At 60.7% G+C, this 26,950-nt stretch carries 22 protein-coding genes and 4 pseudogenes; 24 read left to right on the plus strand and 2 right to left on the minus strand.

The genetic code is table 11. The annotated features are described in order from the left end of the window. Window positions 1-405 precede the first annotated feature (405 nt). The 12 genes and pseudogenes from HYG77_RS21900 to HYG77_RS21955 all read left to right on the plus strand — a co-directional run. Window positions 406-1,443, plus strand: a complete 1,038-nt coding sequence (locus HYG77_RS21900) for an ABC transporter ATP-binding protein (protein ID WP_280123275.1) — start codon at window positions 406-408, stop codon at window positions 1,441-1,443. 362 nt (window positions 1,444-1,805) lie between these two features. Further along, entirely contained in the window at window positions 1,806-2,723 is a 918-nt protein-coding gene (locus tag HYG77_RS21905; protein ID WP_208960607.1) for an ABC transporter permease, read from the plus strand. Window positions 2,724-2,766: 43 nt separating this feature from the next. Beyond that, window positions 2,767-3,597 (plus strand): ABC transporter permease, encoded by an 831-nt coding sequence (locus HYG77_RS21910; protein ID WP_244461375.1) that lies wholly within the window; start codon window positions 2,767-2,769, stop codon window positions 3,595-3,597. A gap of 4 nt (window positions 3,598-3,601) precedes the next feature. Further along, window positions 3,602-4,693, plus strand: coding sequence for an MlaD family protein (locus tag HYG77_RS21915; protein WP_208960609.1), 1,092 nt, complete (start codon window positions 3,602-3,604; stop codon window positions 4,691-4,693). Beyond that, window positions 4,690-5,703, plus strand: coding sequence for an MCE family protein (locus HYG77_RS21920; protein ID WP_208960610.1), 1,014 nt, complete (start codon window positions 4,690-4,692; stop codon window positions 5,701-5,703). The genes HYG77_RS21915 and HYG77_RS21920 overlap by 4 nt, the downstream gene beginning before the upstream one ends. After that, the gene (locus HYG77_RS21925) at window positions 5,700-6,701 is read left to right on the plus strand and encodes an MlaD family protein (protein ID WP_244373031.1); all 1,002 of its coding nucleotides are present in this window, start codon (window positions 5,700-5,702) and stop codon (window positions 6,699-6,701) included. Before HYG77_RS21920 ends, HYG77_RS21925 begins: the two co-directional genes overlap by 4 nt. A 1-nt stretch (window position 6,702) precedes the next feature. Beyond that, window positions 6,703-7,734: an MlaD family protein gene (locus HYG77_RS21930; RefSeq protein ID WP_208960612.1), complete on the plus strand. Its 1,032-nt coding sequence runs from the start codon at window positions 6,703-6,705 to the stop codon at window positions 7,732-7,734. Continuing rightward, window positions 7,731-8,750 (plus strand): MlaD family protein, encoded by a 1,020-nt coding sequence (locus tag HYG77_RS21935; protein ID WP_208960613.1) that lies wholly within the window; start codon window positions 7,731-7,733, stop codon window positions 8,748-8,750. Before HYG77_RS21930 ends, HYG77_RS21935 begins: the two co-directional genes overlap by 4 nt. Then, entirely contained in the window at window positions 8,747-9,712 is a 966-nt protein-coding gene (locus HYG77_RS21940) for an MlaD family protein (RefSeq protein ID WP_208960614.1), read from the plus strand. The genes HYG77_RS21935 and HYG77_RS21940 overlap by 4 nt, the downstream gene beginning before the upstream one ends. Window positions 9,713-9,780: 68 nt before the next feature. After that, window positions 9,781-10,509 carry a hypothetical protein gene (locus tag HYG77_RS21945; protein WP_208960615.1) on the plus strand — a complete coding sequence of 243 codons (729 nt, stop codon included), beginning with the start codon at window positions 9,781-9,783 and terminating at the stop codon, window positions 10,507-10,509. Window positions 10,510-11,243: 734 nt separating this feature from the next. Beyond that, window positions 11,244-12,101, plus strand: a complete 858-nt coding sequence (locus HYG77_RS21950; RefSeq protein ID WP_208960616.1) for an SDR family oxidoreductase — start codon at window positions 11,244-11,246, stop codon at window positions 12,099-12,101. Between the two features lie 421 nt (window positions 12,102-12,522). Then, window positions 12,523-12,742 (plus strand): annotated as a pseudogene (locus HYG77_RS21955) (transposase); the annotation flags it as partial. On the opposite strand, the pseudogene HYG77_RS21960 reads toward HYG77_RS21955, so the two are convergent. Continuing rightward, a pseudogene (locus tag HYG77_RS21960) lies at window positions 12,717-13,792 on the minus strand (IS110 family transposase); the annotation flags it as partial. The pseudogenes HYG77_RS21955 and HYG77_RS21960 overlap by 26 nt on opposite strands. Before the next feature lie 203 nt (window positions 13,793-13,995). Here HYG77_RS21960 and HYG77_RS21965 point away from each other — a divergent pair. Both HYG77_RS21965 and HYG77_RS21970 read left to right on the plus strand, forming a co-directional pair. After that, window positions 13,996-14,517: pseudogene (locus HYG77_RS21965) on the plus strand (IS701 family transposase); the annotation flags it as partial. A gap of 602 nt (window positions 14,518-15,119) precedes the next feature. Next, window positions 15,120-15,932, plus strand: coding sequence for a hypothetical protein (locus tag HYG77_RS21970; RefSeq protein ID WP_208960617.1), 813 nt, complete (start codon window positions 15,120-15,122; stop codon window positions 15,930-15,932). Between the two features lie 167 nt (window positions 15,933-16,099). Here HYG77_RS21970 and HYG77_RS21975 read toward each other — a convergent pair whose 3' ends face one another. Beyond that, window positions 16,100-16,273 (minus strand): hypothetical protein, encoded by a 174-nt coding sequence (locus HYG77_RS21975; protein WP_208960618.1) that lies wholly within the window; start codon window positions 16,271-16,273, stop codon window positions 16,100-16,102. Between the two features lie 256 nt (window positions 16,274-16,529). Between HYG77_RS21975 and HYG77_RS39760 the strand changes: the two are divergent. The 10 genes and pseudogenes from HYG77_RS39760 to HYG77_RS40985 form a co-directional block, all read left to right on the plus strand. Continuing rightward, a pseudogene (locus HYG77_RS39760) lies at window positions 16,530-16,837 on the plus strand (hypothetical protein); the annotation flags it as partial. Between the two features lie 406 nt (window positions 16,838-17,243). Next, window positions 17,244-18,008 carry an SDR family NAD(P)-dependent oxidoreductase gene (locus HYG77_RS21980; protein WP_208960619.1) on the plus strand — a complete coding sequence of 255 codons (765 nt, stop codon included), beginning with the start codon at window positions 17,244-17,246 and terminating at the stop codon, window positions 18,006-18,008. A gap of 55 nt (window positions 18,009-18,063) precedes the next feature. After that, a complete protein-coding gene (locus HYG77_RS21985) occupies window positions 18,064-19,215 on the plus strand; it encodes an acyl-CoA dehydrogenase family protein (protein ID WP_208960620.1) in 1,152 nt (383 codons plus the stop codon). A gap of 25 nt (window positions 19,216-19,240) precedes the next feature. Beyond that, window positions 19,241-20,029: a crotonase/enoyl-CoA hydratase family protein gene (locus HYG77_RS21990; RefSeq protein WP_208960621.1), complete on the plus strand. Its 789-nt coding sequence runs from the start codon at window positions 19,241-19,243 to the stop codon at window positions 20,027-20,029. An 81-nt stretch (window positions 20,030-20,110) separates the two neighbouring features. Further along, complete coding sequence (locus tag HYG77_RS21995; protein ID WP_208960622.1) at window positions 20,111-21,280, plus strand: thiolase family protein; 1,170 nt, start codon at window positions 20,111-20,113, stop codon at window positions 21,278-21,280. 25 nt (window positions 21,281-21,305) lie between these two features. Then, complete coding sequence (locus HYG77_RS22000; RefSeq protein WP_208960623.1) at window positions 21,306-22,187, plus strand: enoyl-CoA hydratase-related protein; 882 nt, start codon at window positions 21,306-21,308, stop codon at window positions 22,185-22,187. Window positions 22,188-22,548: 361 nt separating this feature from the next. Then, on the plus strand, window positions 22,549-23,328 hold the full coding sequence (gene fabG, locus HYG77_RS22005; protein ID WP_141471500.1) for a 3-oxoacyl-ACP reductase FabG: 780 nt from the start codon (window positions 22,549-22,551) through the stop codon (window positions 23,326-23,328). 216 nt (window positions 23,329-23,544) lie between these two features. Next, complete coding sequence (locus HYG77_RS22010; RefSeq protein WP_208960624.1) at window positions 23,545-25,224, plus strand: class I adenylate-forming enzyme family protein; 1,680 nt, start codon at window positions 23,545-23,547, stop codon at window positions 25,222-25,224. 62 nt (window positions 25,225-25,286) lie between these two features. After that, window positions 25,287-26,456, plus strand: a complete 1,170-nt coding sequence (locus HYG77_RS22015; RefSeq protein ID WP_348273565.1) for an AMP-binding protein — start codon at window positions 25,287-25,289, stop codon at window positions 26,454-26,456. After that, window positions 26,453-26,728, plus strand: coding sequence for a hypothetical protein (locus HYG77_RS40985; protein WP_348273566.1), 276 nt, complete (start codon window positions 26,453-26,455; stop codon window positions 26,726-26,728). The genes HYG77_RS22015 and HYG77_RS40985 overlap by 4 nt, the downstream gene beginning before the upstream one ends. Window positions 26,729-26,950: the final 222 nt, after the last annotated feature.

Below are 26,950 nucleotides of genomic sequence, written 5' to 3' on the forward strand. Positions count from 1 at the left end.
CTTCCCCCATCTGGTGTGAGCGTTGACACATAGTCGAATCTATTCTAAATTATGTTCGTTCGGTCCGTGGCTCATATGCGATTTCGATTCGATCATGGGGCGGCGACTATTTCACGAGGGAGATCCACTCTGATCGTGGCATATCGCCGACCTCCGACGCATATGTAGGCGCCCGAGTGTGCCCGCAAAGTGGACCGGATCCGAAGGCCCGGGTGTTTTACACGGTGACCTAAGGGCGCCGGTGCGACCGTAGTCAGAAGCCGAGGAAGGTAGTCCGATGAGAGACGCCGTCATTGCTGGTTCAGTAAGTAGCCCTGTAAGGACATGCGACAGTGCTGTGGCCGCGTCCATCCGGTCGACGTGTCCGCGTGGGTGCTCGGGGATGTCTGAAAAGACGCGGAGGTAATGGTGGGTGTCGAGGTAGCCGTCGAGGGACTGACCAAGTCGTTCGGCTCGCAGAGGATCTGGCAGGACGTCACGTTGACCCTTCCCTCTGGTGAGGTCAGTGCGTTGCTCGGGCCGTCGGGTACGGGTAAGTCGGTGTTTCTCAAGTCGTTGATCGGTCTGCTCCGCCCAGAGCAGGGCTCGATCGTGATCGACGGCACCAACATTCTCGAGTGCTCGTCCAAGGAGCTCTACGAGATCCGGAAGCTGTTCGGTGTGCTGTTCCAGGACGGCGCCCTGTTCGGGTCGATGAACCTCTACGACAACGTGGCGTTCCCGCTGCGGGAGCACACCAAGAAGTCCGAGTCCGACATCCGCAAGATCGTGATGGAGAAGATGGAACTCGTCGGTCTCCTCGGGGCCGAGGAGAAGCTGCCGGGTGAGATCTCCGGTGGTATGCGCAAACGCGCCGGCCTGGCCCGCGCCCTGGTGCTCGACCCGCAGATCATCCTCGTGGACGAGCCGGACTCGGGTCTGGACCCGGTGCGCACCACCTACATCTCGCAGACGTTGATCGACATCAACGCCGAGATCGACGCGACCATTCTGATCGTCTCGCACAACATCAATCTCGCGCGGACGGTGCCGGACAACATTGGCATGCTGTTCCGTCGGCATTTGGTGATGTTCGGGCCGCGGGAGGTGCTGCTCACCAGTGAGGAGCCGGTGGTCAAGCAGTTTCTGAACGGCACGATGATCGGTCCGATCGGGATGTCGGAGGAGAAGGACGAGGCGCAGATGGCGCAGGAGCAGGCGATGGTCGACGCCGGTCACCATGCCGGTGGGGTCGACGACGTCGAGGGGATCGTTCCGCAGATGAAGGCGACGCCGGGGATGCCGTTCCGGCAGGCCGTGGCCCGCCGGCAGGAACGCGTCCGGTACATCATGCACACCCTGCCGCCGAGCGCGCAGGTCGCGATTCAGCAAAGCTTCGACGAAACATATTTTCCTGCAGATGATTTCAATACTGAGGTCATTCCCCTTCCGTATGGGCGTTGAGTAATCGCGACGGGTGCTGCAGCCGCGACCCGACCAGTCCAATCCTCTCCGGCGTGTGACTGCACGCAGGAGCGTGGGCGGAAGACGTTGGTCACAGTTCGCAAATCTTCTCTCCCCTAACGAATTGCGTCGTTGCGGAGACTGAAAGTAGATCAATCTATAGTTCGCTTTCACTTGCCAGTAGTGGGCAGACCTGCGTAGCATGATACGCAGAACGTTACGTGTATCACAGTAAACACCAAGGGCGACGGTCGACACTCGGGCCGGACGTGGTGAAGGAAGTCTTTGAGTCTGCCGGAGGCGGCACACGCCAATTCGACCGCGGCAGAATTGTCGTGCGCTTATACGCGAGGAGAGGATCGATGGGGACGCTGGCAACCACCGAGGTTCCGCTGAAGCATGATCAGCGAGGTTCGGCAAACGGGACATTCAAGGGCGGTCACAGAGGCGCGAACGCTCGGCCTGCCCGGACGCAGCGGGCGGCCGGGTACCTCAACAAAAGTGCGCCAGTCCGGAGCCTGGAGACGTTGGGCAGGCTGGTACATCTGGTTACCGAAGTACTGCGGTACACGGTTGTTGACACGATCAAGCTGCGTCTGCCCGTGCATGAGATCGCGGATCAGATGTGGGCGCTGTTCAAGGTGACGGCGCTGCCCGCGTTGCTGATGGCTATCCCGATCGGCGCCGAGGTGTCGGTCCAGGTCGGTGGCATCATGAATCAGGTCGGTGCCAGTTCACTCGCGGGCGCGGCAAGCGGACTTGGTGTCGTCGGCCAGGGTGCACCGATGGCGGCGGGTCTGCTCATGAGTGGCGCGGCTGCCTCGGCAATCTCATCCGACTTGGGTGCACGGTCAATCCGCGAGGAAATCGACGCGATGCGTGTGATGGGCGTGGACCCGGTAGAACGTCTGGTGATGCCGCGATTTTTGGCGATGCTCCTAATCTCTCCCATCCTTTGCATCATCATCATCTCGACCGGTGTCGCTGCCGGCCTCATCATCTCTGTGAATGTCGCCGACGTCGTACCGGGCAGTTTCTGGCAGTCGTTCGGCGCATTTACTTCTCCCACCGACCTAGCGTTCTCGGTGTTGAAAGCGTTTCTGTTCGCCGCAATCGTCGTCTCCATTGCGAGTCTGCGAGGACTCGAGGCGAAAGGCGGGCCCAAGGGGGTTGCGAACGCCGTCAACGCGTCAGTGGTGCTCAGTGTCTTCAGCATCTTTATCACAAATCTGTTGGTCAGCCAGCTGCAGCTGATGTTCTATCCGACCCGATTGGCCTGATGAAATGAATGCTTCCTCAAAATACAGTCCGGTTCCGCCGGTCATGTTTCGGCCCTTCAGGGTGGTGGGGCGCGGCATATCAGGCATGGTCGGTGAGATCGGCCAGCTGGCGGTGTTCGTGTGGAAAGTCGTCATCTCCCTTCCCCGAACCGTCAAACACTACCGTCAGGCCACTTGGAAGACCATGAACGACATGGCTTGGGGCAGTGGATCATTGGTCGTCGACGGCGGCGTAATCAGCCTAATGTTCTTTCTCGGTGTCGCGGTCGGAGCTGTGGTCGCCATCGAGGCGTTCCTAGCGCTCGACCTGCTCGGTTTCGGTCCCCTCACCGGCATCATCGGATCGTTCGGCAATATTCGCGTTATCGCGCCGATTATCACCGGAATCGGGTTTGCCGCACAGGCCGGTTGCCGCATGACAGCAGAAATTGGCGCCATGAGAATTTCGGAGGAGATCGACGCCACGGAAGCTATGGGCCTGCAATCAATTCCATTCGTCGTAGGCACCCGACTCATTGGGGGTCTGTTGGTGGTCTTGCCCGGATACCTGATGGCGCTGGTGGTGAGCTTCTTCGTCGGCGGTGTAATCGTGAAGACTTTCGAAGGACAACCACACGGAACGTACGACCACTACTTCGCGCAATTCCTAAATTGGCCGGACCTGGGAGCATCGGTACTCAAGACAATTACGTTCTGCGTCGTCGTTACAATCATCCATTGCTACTACGGATACTTTGCCAGCGGCGGGCCGGCCGGGGTCGGATTGGCATCAGGCAGGGCGATTCGGGCCAGCCTCGTATTAATCGTGGTACTGAACTTCTGCATGACGGTGGCGCTCTGGGGTCTGAGCCCGGTGTTGACCTTCAAAGGATAAGATAATGAGCAAACCGAGAAATCAGGACTTCATCCGTGGGTCCGACGAGCACCAAATCCGAATGGTCAACACTGCTGCCGGTCTCACCATCGTGCTGGTGGCGATCGTGCTTGTAACGGCTATCTGGATTCGTCCGCTTCTGACAAAACCCGACGGATTGCGCCTCACGGTCGAAACTCTTCAGGTCGGGCCTGGCGTGGCCGAAGGCACCAGGGTGATTTTGCGAGGTGCCGAAGTTGGTGAGGTGACGTCCGTCGAGAAGACAGATCAAGACATGGTACGCATCCAATTGTCTCTGAAGCCTGATGAGGTCGAGGGGTTGACAGACTCGATGGACTTGGACTTCCGTCCGCTCAACTATTTTGGGGTCGCGGCCGTCAATCTGGTGGCCAAGGAGGGGGGTAACAACCTGGTCTCCGGGGCGGAACTTCAGCGCACAACGGTCGGTGATTACACGATGTCGACACTGCTCGAACAGGGGTCACACACTATCGATGGAACCCTTACAACGAGCATGATCACTACGTTGAACAAGGTCATCCGGTACAGCGACGGAGTGACGCCGCTTATCCAGACCGGTATTGTCCTGGCTGACGAAGTGGCGAAAACGCAGCGGGAGATACCGAGCGCGTTGCTGTCTCGGGTAAACGACATCCTGGACGTGATGCCGGCCTTCAGCGACCAGGCCATCCAGGCGTTGTACATCCTGTTCGACACCAAGTTCAACAAGATGCCCGATGGCTCGTTTGGTGTCAATGATCCCATGATGGATCGGGGTAAGGCAGGACTTGAGCTGGCGTCGAAAAAGCTGTTTGGTTCGGCTGGCATTCTACTGGCTTCACACGCGACAGAGTTGACACCGCTAACGGAGATCGCACGGGCGTTCGCCACCGCACTGCCGAACCTTCTCGACAATGGCACGGCGCTGGGCAAACTCGCGAGCTTGATCGATCGGTACAACAATATTTTCTCGACGAACGGCGACAAAAGAATCCTCAACCTTCGCGTCGCGCTCGACGACCTTCCGTCCTTGGCAGCGCCACTCAGTGCGATGGCCGGGGCGACGGCGGCGCAGCAGGGAGAGGGGCCGCGATGAAGCCGCATATGAAACTTGGGCTTACGGCGCTCAAATTAGGTGTGGTGGCGGTGGTCGCTGCACTGTTGTTCGTCATTGTGGTCAACGCGATGAAGAGCCCTGTCGAGGGTGATACCCGTGCTTACACAGCGCAATTCACCGACGTATCCGGACTTCACGAGAATGGCGATGTTAGAACCAGAGGCGTGCAGATCGGCAAGGTGACTTCGGTTGAGCTCACAAGCCAGGACGGTCACACCCTCGCCCAGGTAGCATTCACACTCAAAGAACCGTACGAACTCACGAACACAACGGAGCTCGCGGTCAAGTATCAGAATCTCACCGGTGCCAGGTACATCGAGCTGACGGTGCCTGAGAATCCAGGAACGCCGGTCGATCATCTCACCACAGCCAATACGAAGCCGTCCTTCGACATCACGCAGCTGTTCAACGGCTTGCAACCCGTTTTGACCACGATGAGCACCGACGAGATCAACCACTTCACTGAGAATGCGATTGCGCTATTGCAGGGTGACGGCGGGGGGCTCGCTCCGATGCTCGAAAGCGCGGACAAACTTGCCGCGATGGCACGCGACCGTCAACAAGTCCTCTCGACGCTGACCGCGAACATGGCGCGGATCGCCGACACGATGGGCAGCCGTTCGCCGCAGGTGATGGATTTCCTGGATTCGCTCAACTATTCGATTGAAGATGCGATGACAGTGCTCGACAAGTTCCAGAAGACAGCCGTGTTTGGGCCTCAGTTTATGAGGCCGCTATTCCGATTGATCGAGCAACTCGGTCTGACGCATGACATGGATATTGACCAGATGCTAACAAACGCGTTCGAATCTCTGCCGGCTGCGGCCGATGCACTGCGCTTGCTCCCCGCGTCGATCGCGGGCCTGCAGTTGCCGCAGGTGTCGGCGACCTCGGCCAACGTATCTTGCACCAACGGAGTCGCCACATTGCCGACGACAGTCCAGGTGCTTCTCAATGGCAGCGAGGTAGTTGTATGCAACGCACGATGACCATTGCGGTCAGGGGATTGAGGCGGATCACCCGGGGGTACCGCAGTCAGCTGACACTCGGCGTCGCGGTCGTGGTCGTGGTTGTCATCGCGCTGACGATCACAGTGCTGGTGTACGTACAACCGCCAGGCCGCAAACAAATTTCGTTCGAAACGACAGACGCTGCAGCGATTGAAATCGGTGACGACGTCCGTGTTGCCGGCATCAGCGTCGGCAAGGTCACTGCCCTGTCCATCGGGGATTCGTTCGTCCGGGTGACCGCCGAGATCAAGAGAGAGGTCTTCATCGGCTCCGACTCCCGAATCGACGTGCGAATGTTGACTCCGGTCGGCGGGTATGCAATCTCGGTGCTTCCGTTGGGCAACAACGATCTTGGTTCGGCTGTTATACCAGTCGACCGCGTGAACGTCCCGTACTCTATCGCTGATGTGCTTCAGGCGGCGCCGACCGTCACCGACAGCGTGAATGGCGGCACGATCGACGCAAACATCGGTCAGACAGCAGATGCTCTGCAACGGAATCCGGGTTCGATCGCCACGATCATCTCGGGAATGGACAGCATCGGCACTGTGATGGACCACCAGCGTGAGCAGATTCGTGACATTGTGAATATGGCGGCACAATATCTACAGCAATTTAATCAACGGCGTGACTTCGTATTCGATTTGATCCGCCGAATCGAGGTGGTGCTGTCCACCTATCACAATACGCACGTCGGCTTCAACGAGGCCTATACGCTCCTCGGTGAGGTCCTATACCGGGTCATTCCGCTCGAAAAGTTCTATCTTGCCCACGAACCTGAAATGCGGCCGAAGATCGAGCAACTGCGCGATTCGATCGGTGCCTTCCAGCAGGACATGGGTCCCGCCATCGATCAACTCCAACAGCTCCGCGATCGGCTGGCTGCATGGCTGACGCCGGCGGGAATCGCCCAGATCAGCGGAGGGACCATATTGGCCTCGACGGTCTGTGTTCCTGTTCCAGGAGGGACGTGCTGATATGTCACACATCAATCGGAAGCTCGCCGCAGCCGTGACCGGCGCTGTAGCGATTGCGCTTGTAGTAGCTGGAAGCCTGTACGTGGTACGCGGTGACTCGCAGGACAGCACGTCGGCATTCTGCGCAGAAATGCCAGACTCCCTCGGGTTGTACCCAGGCAATCCGGTGACCCAGATGGGCTATCGCGTGGGAAGAGTTGACAAAGTCGAACCTGCAGGTGATCGCGTGATCGTGAGCTTCTCACTAGACCCAGGGCGCGAATATCGTGCAGACGTGCAGGTTGTGACACGGTCGAAATCCTTACTGGCTGACCGTAGCCTCGAACTAGTCGGCAACTACGATTCCGGCCCGCATCTCGAACCAGGGGCGTGTATCCCAATGAATCGCAGTTTCACGCCGAAGAGCATCTCCGAAATCGTCGGGTCTGCAGCAGACTTCGTAGATGCAATGACTCCGGCAGAGGGCGAAAAGAGCCTGGCTCACGCGATCGGAAGTCTCGATACGGAGTTACAGGGGCAGGGTGAGAACGCACGCGCGATGTTGGAGCACGCATCGGCTGCCGCAGAGAGTCCAGACCAACTGGTCTCCGATATAGGATCGAGCGTTCTCAACATGGCGCCCTTGACAGAGGAAGCACTCCACAACTGGTCGACTGTCAGCTCGCTCCTGAATGAATTGCCGGATGTGGTTGCCGAGGGAATTGACCTGTGGCCAGGCGTCACGAAGCTGGTCGATGGCACCGGATACTTAATCGCGGTGTTGCACAGCATTCAAGTCAATTACGGTGATCTGCTATGGCCGACGGTGCATGGGCCGGTCAGCGACGCGATCCACCTTGCCGCGACCCGGTCCAAAGATCTTGCAAGTCTGCTTGATTCCCTCCCTTCGGTGACGACCGTGCTACAGCAACAGTTCGGCCGTCCGGGTGGACCGACGATGAACTATCAGCCGATGACTGTCGACAATGGGTCCGGTGAACCGGTTGTCCTGACTGGAAATCTCGACAGACTCTTAGTTGAGGGCGTTCGATGATCCGCGCCAAACGATGGAAGCTCGGTCTAGGCGCCATTTCGATGTGTTTCGTGGTCGGGCTGACCGCATCGTGTTCACTGGGGCCGAAAGACCTGCCATCGGTGCAAGGCAGTGTCCGAGACGGCTACGCCATTACGATTCAGTTCGCGAGTGCGCTCAACCTTCCCGACGGCGCGCATGTAACGCTCAACGGGCTGAAAGTCGGACAGGTCACGGCCGTGGATGTGCAGGGGGCAGTGGTTGCGGTGACCGTTAACGTGGCAGGTGATGCCCGCATCCCCACCGACATACGCGGGGTCATCCGCCAAGACACGCTGCTCGGCGATACGTATATCGCACTCGAAACAAATCAGAATTCGGCGCAGGCGGAGTATTTGAAGCCGGGCATGCTGATTACTGCCGCACAGACCACATCGCCGCCGCAATTGGAGGATACGATGGCGGTGCTCGCCTACTTCGTTAACGGCGGCAGCATCCAGAAGGTTCAAGACACAATGAAACGCCTCAACAACGTGATGCCGCAGGTCCAGGATGTGAGGGCGATCGCATCGACAGTCGCAGTCGATTTGCGCGACCTTTCGGACCACCTCAGCGAGATCGATCGGATGCTGGACGGCATGAATTCGACAGCCGTCGCGGTGGATGGCCAGTCCGATGCGCTCTCCATCATGTTCGAAGGCGACGAGAATCACACAGGCACGTACTACTGGCGGAGCTTGAACCAGAAATTCATCGGTCATCTGAGTGTCGTACTGCCCAACGTTGGCAGTGTCTTCGAGGGCGGAATGTGGCTGGTTCCGATGCTGAATTCTGTTGCCGATGCGGGGCAGTCTGTTCGCTATATGTGGGACGAGGGGCTGACTTCGGGCGAGAAATTGGACAATTTTATTCGCACAACACTTCTTCCATTCGCAAAGGATCCTCAGGTTAATATCAAGTCGATCCAGACAGCGAACGGAGATCAAGTTCTGGTTGATGTCGAGAACATTCTGCGTATGCTCGGAGCAGTGAAATGATCTTCACAAAGACGCGCATCTCCGTCGTGGGGATGCTTGCGATGGCCGTGGCATCGTTTGCCTACCTGGGGAATCTCGGGCTGAACGTCTCGCCTTTGCAGAAGGTTAACGAGGCCAGCATGACGGTGACCGACACGAATGGGTTAGTCGTCGGTTCCAGAGTGCTGCTACGCGGAGTGCAAATCGGACATGTGACCGCATTGAACGCGTCTGCAAACGGTGTTGAACTTGAGTGGAACTATGACCGGAACTACAAGATTCCGATCGAAAGCACATTTCGCGTTGACAACATGTCGGCGCTCGGCGAGGGGTACGTGGCTATCCAGAGCAGTTCTTCGGGAGGCCCCTTCCTCGAGAATCGTTCGGTAGTGGATTCTTCGCGGGTAAGTCAGCCAACTTCGCTCCAGGATTTCTCGAAGCGACTCACCTTGATGTTGGAGCAGGTCGACCCCGACCGGATACGGGAGATCTTCGCCAGTGTTGATGTCGCGTTGCCCGAAGATGCCAGGGTGCTCAACAATTTGAATAGAGTCGGTGAACTTCTGGCAAACGAGATCATCACTCGGAGGGTTGATCTCAACAAGCTGTTGCAGGTAATGCAACCGCTACTCCAACAAAGTGCGCCGGTGCCATACGCGCTCAATGGAGTAACGCCCAACATCGTAGAGTTCGGCCAAGGGTTCGCGAACGTCATAAACCGGTATTTCGACGTTGTCGGCCTGGCGAACCTCCCGGATTCCATTACCTACGGAGTGGAGCCCTTTCTCGCTGAATCGCAGGCGTTTCTCGACAAGAACGCGATGGATCTGCACGTGATCGGTGGCGATCTGCTTCCGAGCATGACTGCTGCAGCAGCGTCGCTTCGGACGATCCCGGTGTCAGATCTGCTTACGAATGCGCTCGCTGCGGCCGATGCGGGCGATGCGCTCACGCTGCACCTCCATGGGTTGGGAGGAGGCTGAGTTTCGTCCACCGAGTTACTACTTGGAGCGCCATCAAGAAGACCGATACATTCAAAGGCATTGGGAACATGATCAGTAGAACTGAAGCTAGAACAACTGAACAGCAGGCAAGTGAAGACCCGGCGGTCGTCCAGAGCCGCGAGGGTGATGTCCGCCAGTACAAGCCCGGGGCCGTTGCAGGCCGCGTGCGAAACGGCGACCGAGTCATCCGGGTCCGCTCGTTCATCGTCGCCCTCGTACTCCTTGCAATGATCGGATCGATCGGAGTCCTCGGGTGGCAACTCCATGCAAAAACGGACGACCTGAACAGCATGCGTGACAATGCGGACGCCCGTTCGCATGCAGAGCAGGTGGCTCTCGACTACTCGACCGGCGCCGCGCAGATGGATTTTCGCGATCTCGCGTCCTGGCGTTCGCGCTTAACCAGTGGCACAAGCGATGAATTGGCGGATCGGCTGACACGCGCAGCATCGTCGATGGAGCAGATCATCACGCCGCTGCAATGGGTGGCTACAGCGAAACCGGTTGCAGCAAAAGTAGTTTCCGAGAATAACGGCTCTTATACCGTGACTGCCTTCGTGAAGGTATTGACAACGAACAGTCAGGCGCCCGACGGAATCGATTCGACTGCCTCTTATCAGTTGACGGTCGACGGCCGCGACAATTGGAAGATTTCGGACATTGGGGGAGATGATGCGTCGCTCGGCGGTGCTGGCAATCCGCCGCCCTCTTCCTCGTCGACTGCCCCGCCATCCGTGGAGTCGCCGCCGGCGCCGCCGGCATTGCCTCCGCGGTAATCTCGTTCCAGTACTGCGCGGCGGACCGGCCGGCTAGTCATTGATCAGTTGTTCATCTCGACAGTCAACCGGCAAGCAGGCGCATTCTGCAGTCGTGTCCACGCCAGCGGTGTGGTGCGTCGAGACTGGGATACAACGTCTTCGGTTCTGATGGATTCGATGCACTATGAGGTGGAGCCGGAAATCGTCCGGCGTAGCCGACCGCGGAGATCCTGAGAAGGTCGCTCATCCCGAGCGAACACGATCTGGACACTTTCGGCCTGGATCCTGACCAAAAACTTGCCGATTCTTGGGCCGGCGATGGGGTTGGCAGGTCCCCGATAGTCGAACCACGTCGGATCTTGCCCCGCGAGATTCACTGCGCCGATTCTCGCGTTCGACGCCGCCAATTCCTCTCATCGCGAGAAGTCCAGCGCGTGACCTGCCGCTACATCATTTGGGAACAAGAAGGTCGCCACGAGCAGCAGTTTCGCGTCAAGGAAGGCGCACGATGCTGATTCGGGTATGGGCATTTCACCGAAGCCGCTGGAAATAGTGAACCGAACGGACGCCATCGTCACGCGTCGAGCGGCGCGGCTGACCGCACAACGGCACGTGCTCTGCACAGACCTGGCCTGGGGCAGACAAAAACGATACTCTGATACACGGTACGTCAGGTGTATCGTTGCGCGGGTTGCGGGCCACATAACGCAGATCCGCAGTCAACAACGGAGCAGAACTATTAGGAGACAGTCATGAACCAAGTTGCACTGAGCGGCAAAGTCGCCGTCGTCACCGGCGGAGGCCGAGGAATTGGAAGGGCGACGTGCGAGGCCCTCGCACGCGAGGGTGTACGAGTCGTCGTCGCAGACCTCGACGGAGCGGCTGCCGAGGCCGTCGCTACCTCGATCGGCAAGAACGCCATCAGCCGGTCGCTCGATGTTTCCAACCGCGAGCAATTCCGCTCTGTTCTCGATGCCGCCGAACAGCAGTTCGGTCCGCTCGACATTCTCGTCAACAACGCCGGCATCATGCCGGTGGGTTACTTCATCGACGAAACCGACGAAATGACAGACCGCTTGGTCGACGTCAACTACCGCGGCACCCTCATTGGGATGAAGGAAGCAATAAGACGCATGAAGCCGCGTGGCACCGGTCATATCGTCAACCTGGCGTCGACCGGTGGGTGGTTGCCCGCTCCAGGCGTCGCCACATACGTCGGCACAAAGCACGCGATCGTTGGTCTCACCGATAGCGTGCGCCTCGAGCTCACGGGCAGTGGTATTAATCTGTCGTCGGTGGGCCCCGGCATCGTCAAGACGGAACTGGCGGCGGGACTGCAGGGGATGCGCGGGATGCGCAGCGTCACACCAGAAGAAGTTGCCGATGCAATCATCGAAGGCATGAAGCGAAAGCACCACGCTATCTTCTCGCCTGGTGTAGTCGGAATAGCCGCCCACGTCTACGGAGCGTTGCCGTACACACTCCGTTCGTTGCTGTTTCGGGTTACGAAGATCGACCGTCTAGGCCCCCAGATCGATCAAGGGACCCGGAAAGATTACGAGGCGCGCGTCGTGGCCAGCATCTCCCCCGTGACAGACGCCGGATCTTAACAACCGGGTGTCTGAGGGTTTTCGCGCCGCAGGATTCGGCCTGTCCATCGAAACGATTGCTCGAGCCAATGGGTCGTCTGTGAAGTAGCAAGCGATTTCTGCTGCGTTCATGGTTGCCGTGACGTTGACGGTCAGTGGCGAACAACGGGCAGAGCGCGGGCGGATTGCTGGATCGACGCGCCGCCGCACCGACAGGTAGTCCAGGCGGGTATTGCTGCGGGCGGGCGACGGGGTAGCCGGTACCGAGATCTCCCGGTACTGTATTGAATTCGGAAATCGATCGGCGCTGGTGGTATCGCTCGTGATGTCGAGGGTTATCCCTGGGGAGTGGTAGTCGCGAAGTGGCGCCGCAAACTGCGTCTTGCCGTCCGGCCCCGGAGGTGCCGCAGTTGGCATCAGAAGCTTCCGACGTGGCTCGATGGCCGGTGATGCGGGCCCGGAGGGCATGCAGCGGCTGCTGAACTTCCACTCCTGGGGGTGTGAGGGGCTCCGCGACGACGTGCGTGAGGTCGTGGTCGAGACGATCGGTGACGCCGACAAGGGCGCATTGATCGTCGACGAGACAGGGTTGTGAAAAGGGCACCCGCTCGGCCGGGGTGGCCCGGCAGTATTCCGGCACGGCCGGGCGGATCGAGAACAGCCACTTGCTCCTCTGTCAAGCAGCCGTCGCGGTGCCCATCAGTGGTCGGTCCGCGAGCATGGCGCGATAGACGACATCGGAAAGCCTGCGCTTGAGGATGCGAAGGGCTTCCATGCCACCATCACCGCCCGCTTTGCGCCGGACCAAGAGGGCTCGGGCGTCGGGATGGCAATGAGCCTGGGTGAGTGCGATGATATGGATCGCTGCGTTGATCCGCCGGTTTCCGATGCGCGAGAGACGATGTCGGGCATGGTTCGACGACCATACCGGCAGGGGTGCGGTTCCGTTGTGGCGCGCGAAGGCATCCTTGGACCGGAAGCGATCAACGCCGGCGGTCTCACCGATCAGCTTGGCCGCCGTCAGTGGCCCACATCCGGGGATGGCCAGCAATGACGGTGCCAGCACCGTGGTTCGGACGGTGATCTCGGTGGTGAGTTCCTCGATCTCGACCGTGAGGCGCCGGAGGTGCTCGACGAGGCGGCCGGCCAAGTCCGACACGAGCCCCGACAACTCGGACAAGAACACCTCGATCTTGTCGTAAGCGCTGGCTCGTTCCAATCTCTTCGGCGGTGTCCATCCAGGATCGAGTTCATGCAGATGCCAGCGCAATCGCCCGATGATGCGGGTGCGTTCGGCGACGAGATCGTCCCTGTGATCGACCAGGAGTCGAATTTCTCGCTCCATACCCTCGAGGTGGGCTTCCGGTAGGTTCGGTTCCCGCAGGGCGGCCCGGGCCACCGCGAGCGCGTCGATCGGATCGGACTTTCCGTAGGTACGAGCACCGTCACGCGGCGTTCGCCATCAGCTTCGGCGGCACCCGCACGACCCGTTCACCGGCGGCCAACAGGTCCCGCTCCTGACGGCGGCTCAGGTGCCGGCAGTCCTCGATCGCCCACATGCGATCGTCGCATTGTTCTGCGCCCCATCGCAGCAGCGCCAGATGGTCCTTGCTGGTGGTCCGAATGGTTCTCGTCGACAGCTGGCTCCCGTTCTGATCGGCGGCAACGGCGGTGTGGGTGCGCTTGTGCGCATCGATCCCGATGACGATCATGGTGGTATGTCTCCTGCCCTGCTAGTGGGTGGGATGGCATGGGCCGGTCGATCGGCATTTCCCAGTCGGGGCGACGCCACGCTCCTCTCGAGCCAGGTCGGCCGGTCCTTGTCGGTGTCGGCCGGCCGCAGAAGTGGCAGAAGCCACGAAGGCAGATCGCGCGGTCGAGCGAACCGGTCGACACCTTCAATGGTGACACTGGGATCGGGGTGTTCCTCGCCTACGCGAGTGCGGCCCGGGCACACGCTCATCGACCGTGAGCTGCACCTGCCCGAATCGTGGACCGCCGATCGGGTCCGGTGCCGCGCCGTCGGTATCGGGGAACGAGGTCGAGTTCGCGACCCAAACCCGTCGTACGGGCAGGTGAAGTCCCTGCGGGTCTGGCTCGAGGAACGCGATGTGTCCTATGTGCTGGCCACCCGGCGCAACGACGACGTGTTCACCCCGGACGGGCGCACTGGGCGGGCGGACGAGATGATCGCCGCGGGCCCGTCGAAGCAGTGGCGCCGGATCTCGGCCGGCGACGGCGCACACGGCCCGCGGGAGACTCCTCGGTTCGGGTGCCGACCCGGATCGCCTGGGCGCCCGGGCGGGGGCACTGGCTGCTCGCCCGCCGGTCCCTCTCCGATCCGGCCGAGATCGCCGACTACATCTGCGTCGGACCCCGGAGCACGCTCACCGAACTCGCAGCCGTCGCCGGATCGCGGTGGCGGGTCGAGGAGTGCTTACCTAACACCGATCACACATGCCACGCTGGATGCAAAGGCTCAGTGGAACAACCCGACACACCAGGTCGGACGATCACCCACGCCCACACAACCCGCTCCACACAACGGATTGCACAACGACAACATCAACGACTCGGTGCATTCGGGCTTGGTAGTCGCTAAGGGAGGGCTGCTGGGAGTGTTCGTCGCGAGGTGTGGCACAACCCGATTCTTACTGCCCTTCTACGGTCGTGACTGCGACACCCTGGTTTTTGTTGACGATCCCGGTCATATGAACCTATTATTTTATCTGAATTAGATACTTCCGGGAATGTTGGTCCCCATTCAGTCAGCCCGTTGCGCGCTGTGAAGTCGTGATGACGCGCGGTGTGTTTCCTGTGCCGGACGATCCTCGAGTTTGGAGTGAGAAGAGAAGATGGTGGAATCGATGAGCTGGACGGTTGTCGGAGGCGCGTCGGGCGGTTTGGGTCGGGCCATCGCTTGTAGCCTGGCGGAGGACGGTCATGACGTCGTCGTGGCGTATCGAGGCAATCGTGCGGGCGCCGACGAGACGGCGGAGCTCGTCCGTTCGAGTGGTCGAGGGGTCATGATCGAGCCGCTTGATCACGAAAGCGGGGTCCGGGCGCATGTTGGCTGAGACGCCGCTGGTGGTCCTTCGGCTTTACGAGTTCGCCCAAGTCCTGGGCACGGTGTTCGGTGGATACCTGGTGTTCCGGTTTGGTCGAACCCGTTTTCTCGCCGGCCTCTACGTTGGATGTATATCGATTTTCTTCTGGGACTGGATCTTCACTGATCACTGGTTCCTCAATCTCACCTACGATGCTCGGTCGATCAATCTTTTCACGCTCGCTGGCCGGCCCGAGCCGCTGTGGTCACCGTGCTCGTATGCGACGTTCTTCGGGATCACCACCCTGCTGATCCTGCGTTACCGTGACTGGCTCGACCGAAAACTGGGTCGCTGGCAGTACGTCGTGCTGCCGGTCTTCTTCGCGGTGCTCGATGTGGGTGTCGAGGGTCTGACGATTTACGCGTTGGACATCTACCGCTATGGCTACCGGGAGGAGTGGACGGTTCTCGGCGTCCCTTACACCAACCTGGTGTGGGTCAACATCATTCTGATGCTGATGGCGTGGACCGGACGAGGGATCGTGCGGATGCAGCACGAGCGCGGGACGATGGCGGTGAACGGTCCTCCGGCGGTCGTCGATGCGGACCAGCGGGTCATCACTCCGGTTGGTGCCGGGGCGCGCCCGTCCGCCGCCGTGACCGAGGACAGCCCTGGCCTGCCCGGCCGGTCCTCAGCCGAGCCCTGGACGTTGTTCGCAATCGGCTTCGCAATCTGCCCTACCGCCTTCTACATCAGCATCGGCGTGATGGCCTTCGTGCTTGACCTAGTCCAACCCTGGAGCTGACCCCGCGCGGAGGAGTCCCCCACAGCGTGGTGTGTTCTGGCCGATGGCGTTCGAGGCGACGGTCCCCGAATACCAGGTGATCGGGGAGGCCCCAAGGACCTGTTCGGGTGGCTTCTACCGGAAACAGACATGCCCAGCGGCCCCGCGCCAGGGCGTGGAGCGCGTGTTCACCACCGACCGGATGGTTCAGGTTGATGGCCACCGGCATCGATGAGTTCGAACTGGGCGGCCGTCGAGGCGTCGGAGTGGTCGAGACCCAGAAGCCAGCGCGCCCAACGGCTACGCAGCGCCGGCTGCTCGAGTGCCGCAACTCTGGGGACACCACGCCTGGCCGATGACATGAACGAAGAAGCTTGGGCAGCGAGTGCGGCGGCTACTACCCAGTGGGGCGGATCAGGAGCAATGAATGACCCTCTGACGATCAACGAGATACGGCGATTGTTTGGGCCGCGTCGCCTGTCCGGTCGAACACGCTCTCGTGCATGTCTGGCACTGGTCGAACTGGCGCCGCGCCAGCCAGGCCGGAGCGCGCGCCAGCCAGTGCCGGAGCGCGCGACAGCCACTACAAACGTCGACATCACAAACTGTCGTTGCAGCTACTTAGTGACGGTCATCGACTGTTTCTCCCGCAAGGTGGTCGGGTGGTCGATCGCCGATCACGTGCGCACTGACTTGGCCGAAAGTTTCTTCGCAGCGCCAAAGAACGAATGTGTATACCGCACGTTCTATGCAACGAAACAGCGGGCGCGACAGGACATCGTCAGGTGCATCGAAGGGTTCACAACTCGCGGCGCCGGGATTCTGCGCTCGGCTACCGGTACCCGGACGACGTCCACTGCAGTTACCAGCAGCCGACGATCGCGGCCTGGATCAATCCCCTTCAATGTCCGAAATCCTCGCAGTAGACCAAACTACCAGTGACTATCACATCATAGTATGAATCTACATTAAAAAACTGGTGTCGGCGTAAAACTTCCGTATCCACTTGGCAGCCAACGGACCGGAAAGTGACTCAGCATGGGTCTGGGGTGTACGGCATACCGTGGGTAGAAATGTCCTGCGGACCAATACTGGGCCCGGGTAGTGCGAATGACGGCGTAACAGTGCTTGGGTGTCACCGCTCTGTGTCCATGCACACGTTGGTCCTGGCGACCGCACGGCAATCCCCCTTGACCCTGCTAGATTTAATCTAGTATAAAATCTATGTGAGCGGATCGGTGCACGACGATCGCTCTCGCCGACCGCGACGCGGCACGGGGTGGCTGAACTGCTGCCGCCAGTGGTCGCACCTACATGTTTGGTGAGGGAGTTATGGATATCAACGGCAAGTCCACTCTGGTGACGGGCGGAGCCTCCGGACTGGGGCTCGCAACAGCTCGCCGACTGATCGACCTGGGTGCGTCGGTCGTCATCGCTGATCTTCCGTCCTCGCAGGGAAAGGAAGTCGCGGCATCGCTCGGTGAACGCGCACGATTCGTTCCTGCCGATGTGACTGACATCGGCGAAGTCGAGAACGCCGTTGCGGAGGCATCGCTCGGATCACCGCTCCGAGTGCTCGTGCACACAGCCGGCCGTGGAGGCTCGGTCCGGCTTGTGAACAAGGACGGCTCACGGGGTGACGGTGACTTGTTTGCCACTATCGTGCGCACCAACCTCCTCGGGACTTTCAACGTGTCAAGTGTTGCCGCCGCAAGCATGGCCGGAAACGAGCTGATCGCCGGCGAGCGTGGCGTGATGGTGTGGACCGCGTCCATCGCTGCCTTCGAGGGGCAGATCGGACAAGCCGGATACGCCGCATCCAAGGCAGGTGTCGCAGGCCTGACGATCTGCGCCGCACGCGACCTCGCTACAAAGGACATCAGAGTGTGCACGATCGCGCCGGGTCTAATGGATACCCCGATGCTTGCAGGATTGTGTGACGACGTGCGCCAGTCCCTCAAAAGTGGGGTTCCCCACCCGGCGCGACTCGGTGAACCGGACGAGTACGCCAAGCTGGCGTGCTCGATCATCGACAACGGCTACCTGAACGGTGAGACCCTCCGGCTCGACGGCGCCAACCGCATGGCACCGCGATAACTGAGGCTGGACCACCACGGCCACGACTACCCCTTCACTGATCAGGAAAGTCGAGATGAAACGCAAGGTTTTCACGGACGAACACGACGCATTCCGGCAGATGGTACGAGGGTTCCTCGAAAAGAATGTCGTACCCAACTTCGAGAAGTGGGAAGAGCAGGGCGCTCCGCCGCGCGAATTCTACAACGAGGTTGGCGAGCTCGGCATTCTCGGAATCCAGATCCCGCAAGAATACGGAGGAAGCGGCGAGCAGACCTACAAGTACAGCGCCGTCCTCACCGAGGAGACCCTGCGCGCGAAGCTCGGCCTGGGGTCGCTGCGAGTTCACATGGACATCGTGCTGCCGTACCTGCTGAAGTACGCCACTGCGGAACAAAAGCAACGATGGCTTCCCGGCGCCGCCAGCGGCGACCTGATCACCGCAATCGCAATGACCGAACCGGGGACCGGATCGGACCTCGCAGGCATCAGCAGTACCGCCACCCGCGATGGTGACACCTACGTGCTGAACGGGTCGAAAACCTTCATCACCGGTGGCGTCAACGCAGATTTGATGCTCGTCGTCGCACGGACGGCACCGGTCGACCCGGACAACCGGCGCGCGGGCCTGAGCATCCTCGTCGTAGAAACCTCGAGCCCCGGATTCGGTGTGGTCCGCACCCTGTCCAAGCTGGGGATGAAGGCGCAGGACACCGTCGAACTGTACTTCGACAACGTGCGGGTGCCGGCTGCGAACCTGTTGGGCGAAGAAGGTCGTGCGTTCGACTACCTCGGCCACAATCTCGCCCAGGAACGGCTGTCGATCGCAGTGGGATCACAGGCTGCCGCAGTCGCCGCCTTAAACGAAACCACCACCTACGTCAAGGACCGCAACGTCTTCGGCAGGCCTCTGTCGAGCATGCAGAACACGAAATTCATTCTCGCCGAATGCGCGACGGAGATAGAGGCGGGGCAGATGCTCGTCGACAGGGCGCTCGACGACCACGACCAAGGCGAACTGAGCGCCGTCGACGCGGCCAAGGTCAAACTCTTCTGCACAGAGTTACAGGGCAGAGTGGTCGACAAGTGCCTGCAACTGTTCGGCGGATACGGATACATGCTCGAATATCCCATCGCCCGTCTCTACGCCGACGCACGGGTGACCCGAATCTACGGCGGAACAAGCGAAATCATGAAAACGATCATCAGCAAGTCGCTGGGCTTATGAATCGCACTGCCACAGGAGGACCGCGATGACAGCAGTTGAGCCAAAGACGCATGCCCCAGTCGTGCTCACCGAAGTCACAGACGGCGCACTGGTGATTACCATCAATCGGCCCAGCGCACGGAACGCGGTAGATCTGGAAGTCGCAGAGCGAATCGAGTCGGCGCTCGCGGAACTGGACCGGCGGGACGATCTGGTCGTCGGCATCATTACCGGAGCCGGCGGCACTTTCAGCGCAGGAATGGACCTCAAGGCGTTCGTACAAGGAATCCGCCCGGCCACACCCCAGGGCGGCTTCGCAGGTTTCGTCGAGAACCCACCACAGAAGCCCTTGATCGCCGCAGTCGAGGGCTATGCCCTGGCAGGCGGCTTCGAAATCACACTTGCCTGCGATCTGGTCGTGGCCTCATCGGCCGCTGTCTTCGGCCTGCCAGAAACCAAACGGGGTCTGGTTGCCGCAGCCGGGGGACTGCTCCGGTTGCCCAGGCTGATCCCCCAACGAGTCGCACTCGAGTACGCCTTGACCGGTGAGCACCTCACCGCCGACCGCGCTCTCGAACTCGGACTGATCAATCGGGTAACCGAACCGGGCGAGGCGCTGGCCGGGGCATTCGAGTTGGCCGGACGGATCGTGGCCAACGGTCCGCTCGCCGTGCGCGCCACCAAGCAAGTGTTCGCGCAGGCGCGTGACTGGTCCACCACCGAGCAGTTCGATCGCCAACGAGACATCACCGGTCCTGTCTTCGCGTCCTCCGACGCACAAGAAGGTGCCCGGGCGTTCGCGGAGAAGCGGACGCCGAAGTGGACCGGATCCTGAAGACCCACACATCGATCGACCCCCCACGACGGCCAGAGGGTGCCGTCGCGACCGTAGTCAGAAGCCGAGAAAGGTAGTCCAATGAGAGACGCCGTCATTGTCGATGCAGTACGAAGCCCCGTAGGGAAGCGCAACGGCGCCTTGGCCGGCGTCCACCCGGTTGACCTGTCCGCCATGGTGCTCGAGGCACTCGCGGCCCGCAACGACCTCGATCCCACCCTGGTCGAGGACGTGATCTGGGGCTGCGTGTCGCAGGTGGGTGAACAGAGTGGAAACCTGGGCCGCTTCGCCGTGCTCGGAGCCGGCTGGCCGGAGGACATCCCCGCGGTGACCATCGACCGTCAGTGTGGTTCGTCGCAGCAGGCAGTCCACTTCGCCGCCGCAGGTGTCATGTCGGGTCAGTACGACATCGCGGTCGCCGGCGGTGTCGAGCTGATGAGTCGCGTGCCGATGGGTTCACCGCGGCGGGCAGGGTTCGGGGAACCGTACGGACCCAAAGCTCTTGCTCGCTACGACGGAATCGAGTTCAACCAGGGAGTGAGCGCGGAGACCATCGCCCGCCGCTGGGGTTTCAGCCGCACCGATCTCGACCAGCATGCACTCGAGTCGCACGCCAAGACCGCCGAGGCGATCGATGCAGGCCGTTTCAAGCACGAAATCGCTCCCATCGAGGTGACGGGTGAGGACGGAATGTCATCGGTCGTCGACACCGATGAGGGTGTGCGGCGCGGCGGCTCGCTCGAGTCGTTGGCCAAGCTCAAGCCGGCATTCTCCGAGGACGGAGTCATCACGGCCGCGAACTCCTCGCAGATCTCCGACGGCGCTTCCGCACTGCTCATCACGACCAGCGAACGTGCACGTCAGCTGGGATGGAAGCCGCTCGCACGACTGCACAGCTTCGCGCTGGCCGGTGTCGACCCAGTGCTCATGCTGACCGGTCCGATTCCGGCGACGGAGAAGGTCCTCGGTAAGGCCGGGCTGGGCATCGCCGACATCGGTGCATTCGAGGTCAACGAGGCGTTCGCGAGCGTATCGATGGCCTGGCTGGCCGAGACCGGTGCCGACCCGACCCGTCTGAACCCGAATGGTGGCGCCATCGCCCTGGGCCATCCGCTCGGCGCCTCTGGTGGCCGCTTGATGACCACGCTCGTCCACCACATGAAGGCGAACGGAATCCGATACGGGCTCCAAACGATGTGCGAGGGCGGCGGCATGGCCAACGCCACGATCCTCGAACTCCTCAACCACTGAACAAGCCGGAAAAGGACCACAGACCGTGCCCGACATCCTCTACGAGGTCTCCGACAACGTCGCATTCGTGACACTCAATCGCCCCGAGAACCTCAACGCAGTGACCACCGCCATGTGCGACGCACTCATCGACGCCTTCGACGCTGCCGACGCCGACGACTCGGTGCGCGCCGTCGTGGTGACAGGATCCGGGCGCGCGTTCTGCGCTGGGGCGGACCTCTCCTCCGGGGGGGACTCGTTCAACCGGACAAACGGCGAATCAGGTCCGCCCCGTGATACCGGTGGGCGAGTAACCCTGCGCATCTTCCGCTCCCTCAAGCCCGTCATCGCTGCGATCAACGGGCCGGCCGTGGGATTCGGTGCGTCACTGACTCTTCCAATGGACATCCGGGTCGCCGCGGACTCGGCGAAGATTGGGTTCCCGTTCACAGCTCGTGGCATCGTTCCTGACGGCGCGGCAAGCTGGTTCCTCCCGCGCGTCGTCGGACCGAACCGTGCCCTGGACTGGGCGATGACCGGGCGAGTGTTCCGGGCCCAGGAAGCTCTCGAAGCCGGGCTGGTGCGCAGCCTCCATCCCGCCGAAGAAGTCCTCGCCGTCGCCACCGAGATTGCGCAGGAAATCGCACGAAGCGCCGCCCCGGTATCCGTCGCGTTGACGCGCCAACTGCTGTGGCAAATGATGGGCGCCGACCACCCGATGGTTGCGCATGAGATCGAGTCCGCGGCGATCGCGTACACCGGATCGGGCCCGGACGCCGCAGAGGGAGTCAAGGCGTTCCTGGACAAGCGTCCCCCGGTGTGGACACTCAACCCGGGCTCCGACCTTCCGGAATGGTTCCCCTGGCGTCCCGAACCCGCCTACGAAGGCTTTGAGCGTATACCTCCCAGCACGACTCGATACAGATAAGAAACTCGAGTCATCGACCAAGACGGATTCGCCCAGATCGCAAGGGTAAGCGCATTGACACGCAAGTAGATTGGCTTCGCCGAGCAGCAGGGGATGTGACGCTCTCCCGAGTAGATCCATTGCGTGTCTCTGTTCGGGTGTGCCCCTCTCGAGGAGTGCAGGCGACACCTTAGCCTTCCCGTCCTTGTTCCGGACGAACCGCGGTATCGCGGACCGGAGGCACGAAGGTCCTCGGGTAGATGCGGACGCCCCCGACCGAGCGGTTCTATCGCGATCTCCATATGTAACGCATCTACGAAGCAACCATGAAGTGCAGAGAGTGATCACAGGCAGAGCATGCTACGAGAAGAGGGTTTGACGAATGTCTGAAATTGCATTGGCTCCGGAATTGCTTGTCACAGAGCCGGGCTTGGTAGCAGGAAAGGTGGCCGTCGTCACCGGAGCTGCTCAGGGAATTGGCTACGAGATCGCCGCGGCATTGTCCAAGCACGGGGCGAAGGTCATCATTGCCGATCTCGACCAGGCCAAGGCCGAGATCGCCGCGGAATCGCTTGGTGGCGGGGATGTGGTGGCTCTTGCATGCAATGTGACCGACGAAGACGCGGTTTCACGGGTAGCCGACAGCGCTGTGTCACAGTTCGGATCACTCGACATCTGGGTCAACAATGCCGGTATCACCCGCGACAATCGGATGGCGAAGATGTCGCTCAGCGACTTCGAACTGGTCGTCAACGTCCACATGACCGGCACCTGGCTCGGTGTGAAGACCGCCGGTGCGATCATGCGGGAGCAGGGGCGCGGCTCGATCATCAATATGTCTTCCCTGTCGGGTAAGGGCGGTAACTTCGGCCAGACCAACTACAGCGCGGCAAAGGCCGGCATCGTGGGTATGACGAAAGCATCCGCGAAGGAACTCGCGAGCAGGGCTGTTCGTGTCAATGCGATCGCGCCCGGACTCATCCGCACACCCATGACCGCAGCGATGTCTGCCGAAGCGTTCGCGAACCTGGAATCGACGATTCCGATGAAGCGCGCGGGGGAACCGCATGAGGTCGCGGGTACGGCACTGTTCCTCGCCTCGGATCTGTCAAGCTTCATGACGGGCGCAGTCCTCGAGGTCGGCGGCGGACGGCTGATGTAGGAAGGTCGGAGCTCCAAATCTGTCATCCGGCGGTCGACCTCGGACATCTGGGGAGCGGGATGACCGCGAACCGACGTCCTGAACGACATTAAGAAATCCGACGGCGTAATTCGTCAACTGAAGAATCACGATAATCGGCACCTGGTCGAACGAGTCTCGCATCATCCGCTCACGACCGACCGGGCAGCTGGTGTCTTTGGGAGAATGGAAGACATAATGTCGGCAGGGATCGGCACCCCGCTTCGGCAGGCTCACTGGACTCGAGACGAGAGCATCGATTTGCTCGACCACACCTCGGCCACCCTGCTGACAGCACAGGCAGGCCAGTTCGGGGACCGTCTGGCTCTGATCGGTAACGATCATCGCGGAGAGAATCAGCGCTTGACATATCACCATGTCCTGGAAAAGGCGCGGGCGATCGCCGCGGCTCTCCTCGAACACTCCCGTCCTGGGGAACATGTCGCGCTGCTCGTGCCCAATGTCGTCGAATGGCCGCTCATCGAGTACGCGGCCGCGATGACCGGCCGGGTCCTGGTCGCCCTCAACCCGCAAGCGGGAATCGACGAGCTGCGATACACACTTGCAAACTCCGAAGCGACGATGCTTCTTTTCGCGACGTCCTACCGTGACCGTGACCTAGGCGCCATCATCGAGGCGATATTGCCCGATTGCCCACTTGTGCGAACAACTTACTCCCTGGATTCCGTCGCCCGTTGGGCAACGGAATCAGTCGATCCCGCGTTCGAGTGGCCGTCCGTTGATCCCCACACTGCCGCCATGCTGCAATACACCTCGGGCACCACAGGGGAGCAAAAGGGTGTTCTCCTCGCACACCGATCCATGGTCAACGTTGCACGCATCACGCTGCTGACCGCTGGTGTCGAGCCTGGCTCGGTCATCCTCTCGCCCTTCCCGCAGTTTCACACCGCCGGATGCGTTACCTCGACCCTCGGGGCGCTCGCGGTCGGCGGCACTCTCGTCATCGTGGATCGCTGGAATCCGACGGAGATACTGGCTGTCGTCGAACGTGAGAGGGTCCCGGCGATTCTCTTGGTACCCGCGATGTTGCATGGCCTCGTGCAGACAGCGGAGGCGGGTCATAGTGCACCCCAAACCATTCCCACCATCTTGGTCGGCGCCGCAAGCGTACCCCCCTCGATGATCGAGAAGGCTCGGGACTTGTTCGGCGGCACGGTGCTCAACGTCTATGGTCAAACGGAGCTATCGGCCCCATTGACCGCGACGCGACGCGACGACAGCGCGAGGGACATCACCACAACAGTCGGCCGGCCGCTTCCACAGGTCGAATGCCGCATCGCCGATCCGGTCACGGGGCACACAAAAGAGGTCGACGTCCCCGGAGAAATATGCGCGCGTGGTTACCAGCAGATGCTGGGGTACTTTCGAGATCCCGAGGCCACTGCCCGCACCGTAGACCTCGACGGATGGATCCACACCGGCGACCTTGGATCGATGGATGAGCGTGGGATGATCACGATCACCGGCCGGCTCAAAGAGTTGATCATCCGGGGAGGGGAGAACATCTCTCCGAACGAAGTGTCCGACTGCCTGAGCGGTCACCCCGCTGTCGCTCAGGTGGCAGTCGTCGGAATACCTGATCAGCGACTCGGTGAGATCGTCGCAGCGGTGGTGGTGTGCAACACGGCGACCGTCCATCACGCACTTCGAGAGGATCTGGAACGGCACTGTGTGGCGCATCTGGCGGAGTACAAGGTGCCACAGCGGTGGTACTTCACCGACATGCTCCCCACCACTGCTTCGGGCAAGGTTCGCGCCCTCGAAGTTCGCCAGATGATCACCGACGGCGCCCTGCGTTGCGAAACGGCCGCAGACGTCTCTCTGGCTGATCGTCACCCACCGTCGATTTCGACTTGAGAGGTAGCGACATGTTTCCTGGTGTGCATGCTGTGACATCACCTGACCGGCCAGCTGTTGTCATGAGCGAGTCGGGGCGCACTCTGACCTATCGAGAACTTAACGAGAACTCGGCGAGGTTCGCGCGGGTCCTCCACGACCTGGGCCTTCGTAAGGGTGACGCGTTCGCGTTTTTGTCGGACAACGCGCCGGAGTGCTTCGAATTATATTGGGCGGCCCTGCGCTCTGGTCTGTACGTGACACCGGTCGATCGCAATCTCTCACCCGTCGACGCTGCCTTCATCATTCACGACAGTGATTCGAAGGTTCTCGTCGTTTCGGCGGGTGTTCGGGCACTTGCCGAGGCGTTGGTTCCGCTCACCCTGCAGATCACGGACCGCTTCTGTTTCGGCGGTCAGATCGAGGGGTATCGGTCCTACGAGGACATGCGTGCGAATGCAGGTGTGCCGCTTGTCCAGTGTCCCCGCGGCTCCGACCTGCTCTACTCCTCTGGAACTACGGGCCGCCCAATGGGGATGAAATCGCCGCTGCTGCAGATCGAGGTCGATCAGCCGGGTGATCCCACCACGAGCGCCATCGGCTCTGCATATGAATTGACCTTTTCGGATGTGTATCTCTCGCCGGCCCCGATCTATCACGCTGCACCTCTTCGTTGGTGCGGTGCTGTTCACGCGTACGGGGGCACCGTGGTAGTGATGGAGAAATTCGACGCGGAGGAGGCTTTGCGGGTCATCGAGCAGCATTTCGTTACCGTCGCCCAGATGGTGCCGACCATGTTCGTGCGTATGCTGCAGCTGCCCGAAGCCGTTCGCGCGAAATACGACCTATCGAGTCTGCGCAGTGTCGTGCACGCTGCAGCACCATGTCCTCCCTCCGTCAAGAAGTCCATGATCGACTGGGTAGGAATGATTTTGAACGAGTACTACTCGCCCACCGAGGGAAACGGATTTACCACCATCTCGTCGGACGAATGGCTCACGAAACCCTGTTCGGTAGGTCGCAGTGTGCTCGGAACACTGCATATCTGTGACGACGAAGGGGCAGAGCTACCCGCCGGCGAGGTTGGCACCGTCTATTTCGAACGTGAAGACCAGCCGTTCGAGTATCACAAGGACCCGGAGAAAACTGCTGCTGCTCGACATCCCGACCATCCCACCTGGACCGCAGTGGGTGACCACGGATTTCTTGATGCGGATGACTATTTGTTCCTGGCCAATCGCACAGCAACATGACCACCTTCAGCAAAGTCGACCGCTGCCCGGAGGAGGTCGAAGACGTCTTGATGATGCACCCGGCAATCTACGACGTTGTTGTGATCAGCGTCGACGATCTGAAGCGGGGACAGCAGTTCAAAGCAGTCGTGAGGGTCAAGCCGGAAGTCCGCGAATGTTCCCACCTAGCTGCCGATATCATCGACTACGCCCGCGACCGAGTTGCGCCTGAGAAGGCGCCTCACAGGGTTGACTTCGTCAACGACATGCCACGCACTGGCCGGAAAATTTGATAGGAGTGGACGGGATCGCGCGGTTGCATGCGCTGATCGGAAACAGCTCGCCGAAGTGGTGATCGGGATCTGGACCGCTGGCCGCGGCGGACGGGACGTGCCCACCACTTCGATATTTTCGATTTCACGCGAGCGTCGGCAACGCCGAGACGGGCGACCGATACAGCAGCGGTCGGTGGGACTTGCCGAACTTTGAATCGGCACGTCGACCTGCACGCAGCG

Source organism: Rhodococcus sp. ZPP (genome assembly GCF_017656075.1).
In the GTDB taxonomy this organism is placed as follows: domain Bacteria; phylum Actinomycetota; class Actinomycetes; order Mycobacteriales; family Mycobacteriaceae; genus Rhodococcus_F; species Rhodococcus_F oxybenzonivorans.

What these genes read in the sequence shown, in the direction of transcription:
- HYG77_RS21900 (WP_280123275.1), top strand. Translation starts at nt 406, where the DNA reads ATGGTGGGTGTCGAGGTAGCCGTCGAGGGACTGACCAAGTCGTTCGGC.
- HYG77_RS21905 (WP_208960607.1), top strand. Translation starts at nt 1,806, where the DNA reads ATGGGGACGCTGGCAACCACCGAGGTTCCGCTGAAGCATGATCAGCGA.
- HYG77_RS21910 (WP_244461375.1), top strand. Translation starts at nt 2,767, where the DNA reads ATGTTTCGGCCCTTCAGGGTGGTGGGGCGCGGCATATCAGGCATGGTC.
- HYG77_RS21915 (WP_208960609.1), top strand. Translation starts at nt 3,602, where the DNA reads ATGAGCAAACCGAGAAATCAGGACTTCATCCGTGGGTCCGACGAGCAC.
- HYG77_RS21920 (WP_208960610.1), top strand. Translation starts at nt 4,690, where the DNA reads ATGAAGCCGCATATGAAACTTGGGCTTACGGCGCTCAAATTAGGTGTG.
- HYG77_RS21925 (WP_244373031.1), top strand. Translation starts at nt 5,700, where the DNA reads ATGACCATTGCGGTCAGGGGATTGAGGCGGATCACCCGGGGGTACCGC.
- HYG77_RS21930 (WP_208960612.1), top strand. Translation starts at nt 6,703, where the DNA reads ATGTCACACATCAATCGGAAGCTCGCCGCAGCCGTGACCGGCGCTGTA.
- HYG77_RS21935 (WP_208960613.1), top strand. Translation starts at nt 7,731, where the DNA reads ATGATCCGCGCCAAACGATGGAAGCTCGGTCTAGGCGCCATTTCGATG.
- HYG77_RS21940 (WP_208960614.1), top strand. Translation starts at nt 8,747, where the DNA reads ATGATCTTCACAAAGACGCGCATCTCCGTCGTGGGGATGCTTGCGATG.
- HYG77_RS21945 (WP_208960615.1), top strand. Translation starts at nt 9,781, where the DNA reads ATGATCAGTAGAACTGAAGCTAGAACAACTGAACAGCAGGCAAGTGAA.
- HYG77_RS21950 (WP_208960616.1), top strand. Translation starts at nt 11,244, where the DNA reads ATGAACCAAGTTGCACTGAGCGGCAAAGTCGCCGTCGTCACCGGCGGA.
- HYG77_RS21975 (WP_208960618.1), bottom strand. Translation starts at nt 16,273, where the DNA reads ATGTCATCGGCCAGGCGTGGTGTCCCCAGAGTTGCGGCACTCGAGCAG.
- HYG77_RS21980 (WP_208960619.1), top strand. Translation starts at nt 17,244, where the DNA reads ATGGATATCAACGGCAAGTCCACTCTGGTGACGGGCGGAGCCTCCGGA.
- HYG77_RS21985 (WP_208960620.1), top strand. Translation starts at nt 18,064, where the DNA reads ATGAAACGCAAGGTTTTCACGGACGAACACGACGCATTCCGGCAGATG.
- HYG77_RS21990 (WP_208960621.1), top strand. Translation starts at nt 19,241, where the DNA reads ATGACAGCAGTTGAGCCAAAGACGCATGCCCCAGTCGTGCTCACCGAA.
- HYG77_RS21995 (WP_208960622.1), top strand. Translation starts at nt 20,111, where the DNA reads ATGAGAGACGCCGTCATTGTCGATGCAGTACGAAGCCCCGTAGGGAAG.
- fabG (WP_141471500.1), top strand. Translation starts at nt 22,549, where the DNA reads ATGTCTGAAATTGCATTGGCTCCGGAATTGCTTGTCACAGAGCCGGGC.
- HYG77_RS22010 (WP_208960624.1), top strand. Translation starts at nt 23,545, where the DNA reads ATGTCGGCAGGGATCGGCACCCCGCTTCGGCAGGCTCACTGGACTCGA.
- HYG77_RS22015 (WP_348273565.1), top strand. Translation starts at nt 25,287, where the DNA reads ATGAGCGAGTCGGGGCGCACTCTGACCTATCGAGAACTTAACGAGAAC.
- HYG77_RS40985 (WP_348273566.1), top strand. Translation starts at nt 26,453, where the DNA reads ATGACCACCTTCAGCAAAGTCGACCGCTGCCCGGAGGAGGTCGAAGAC.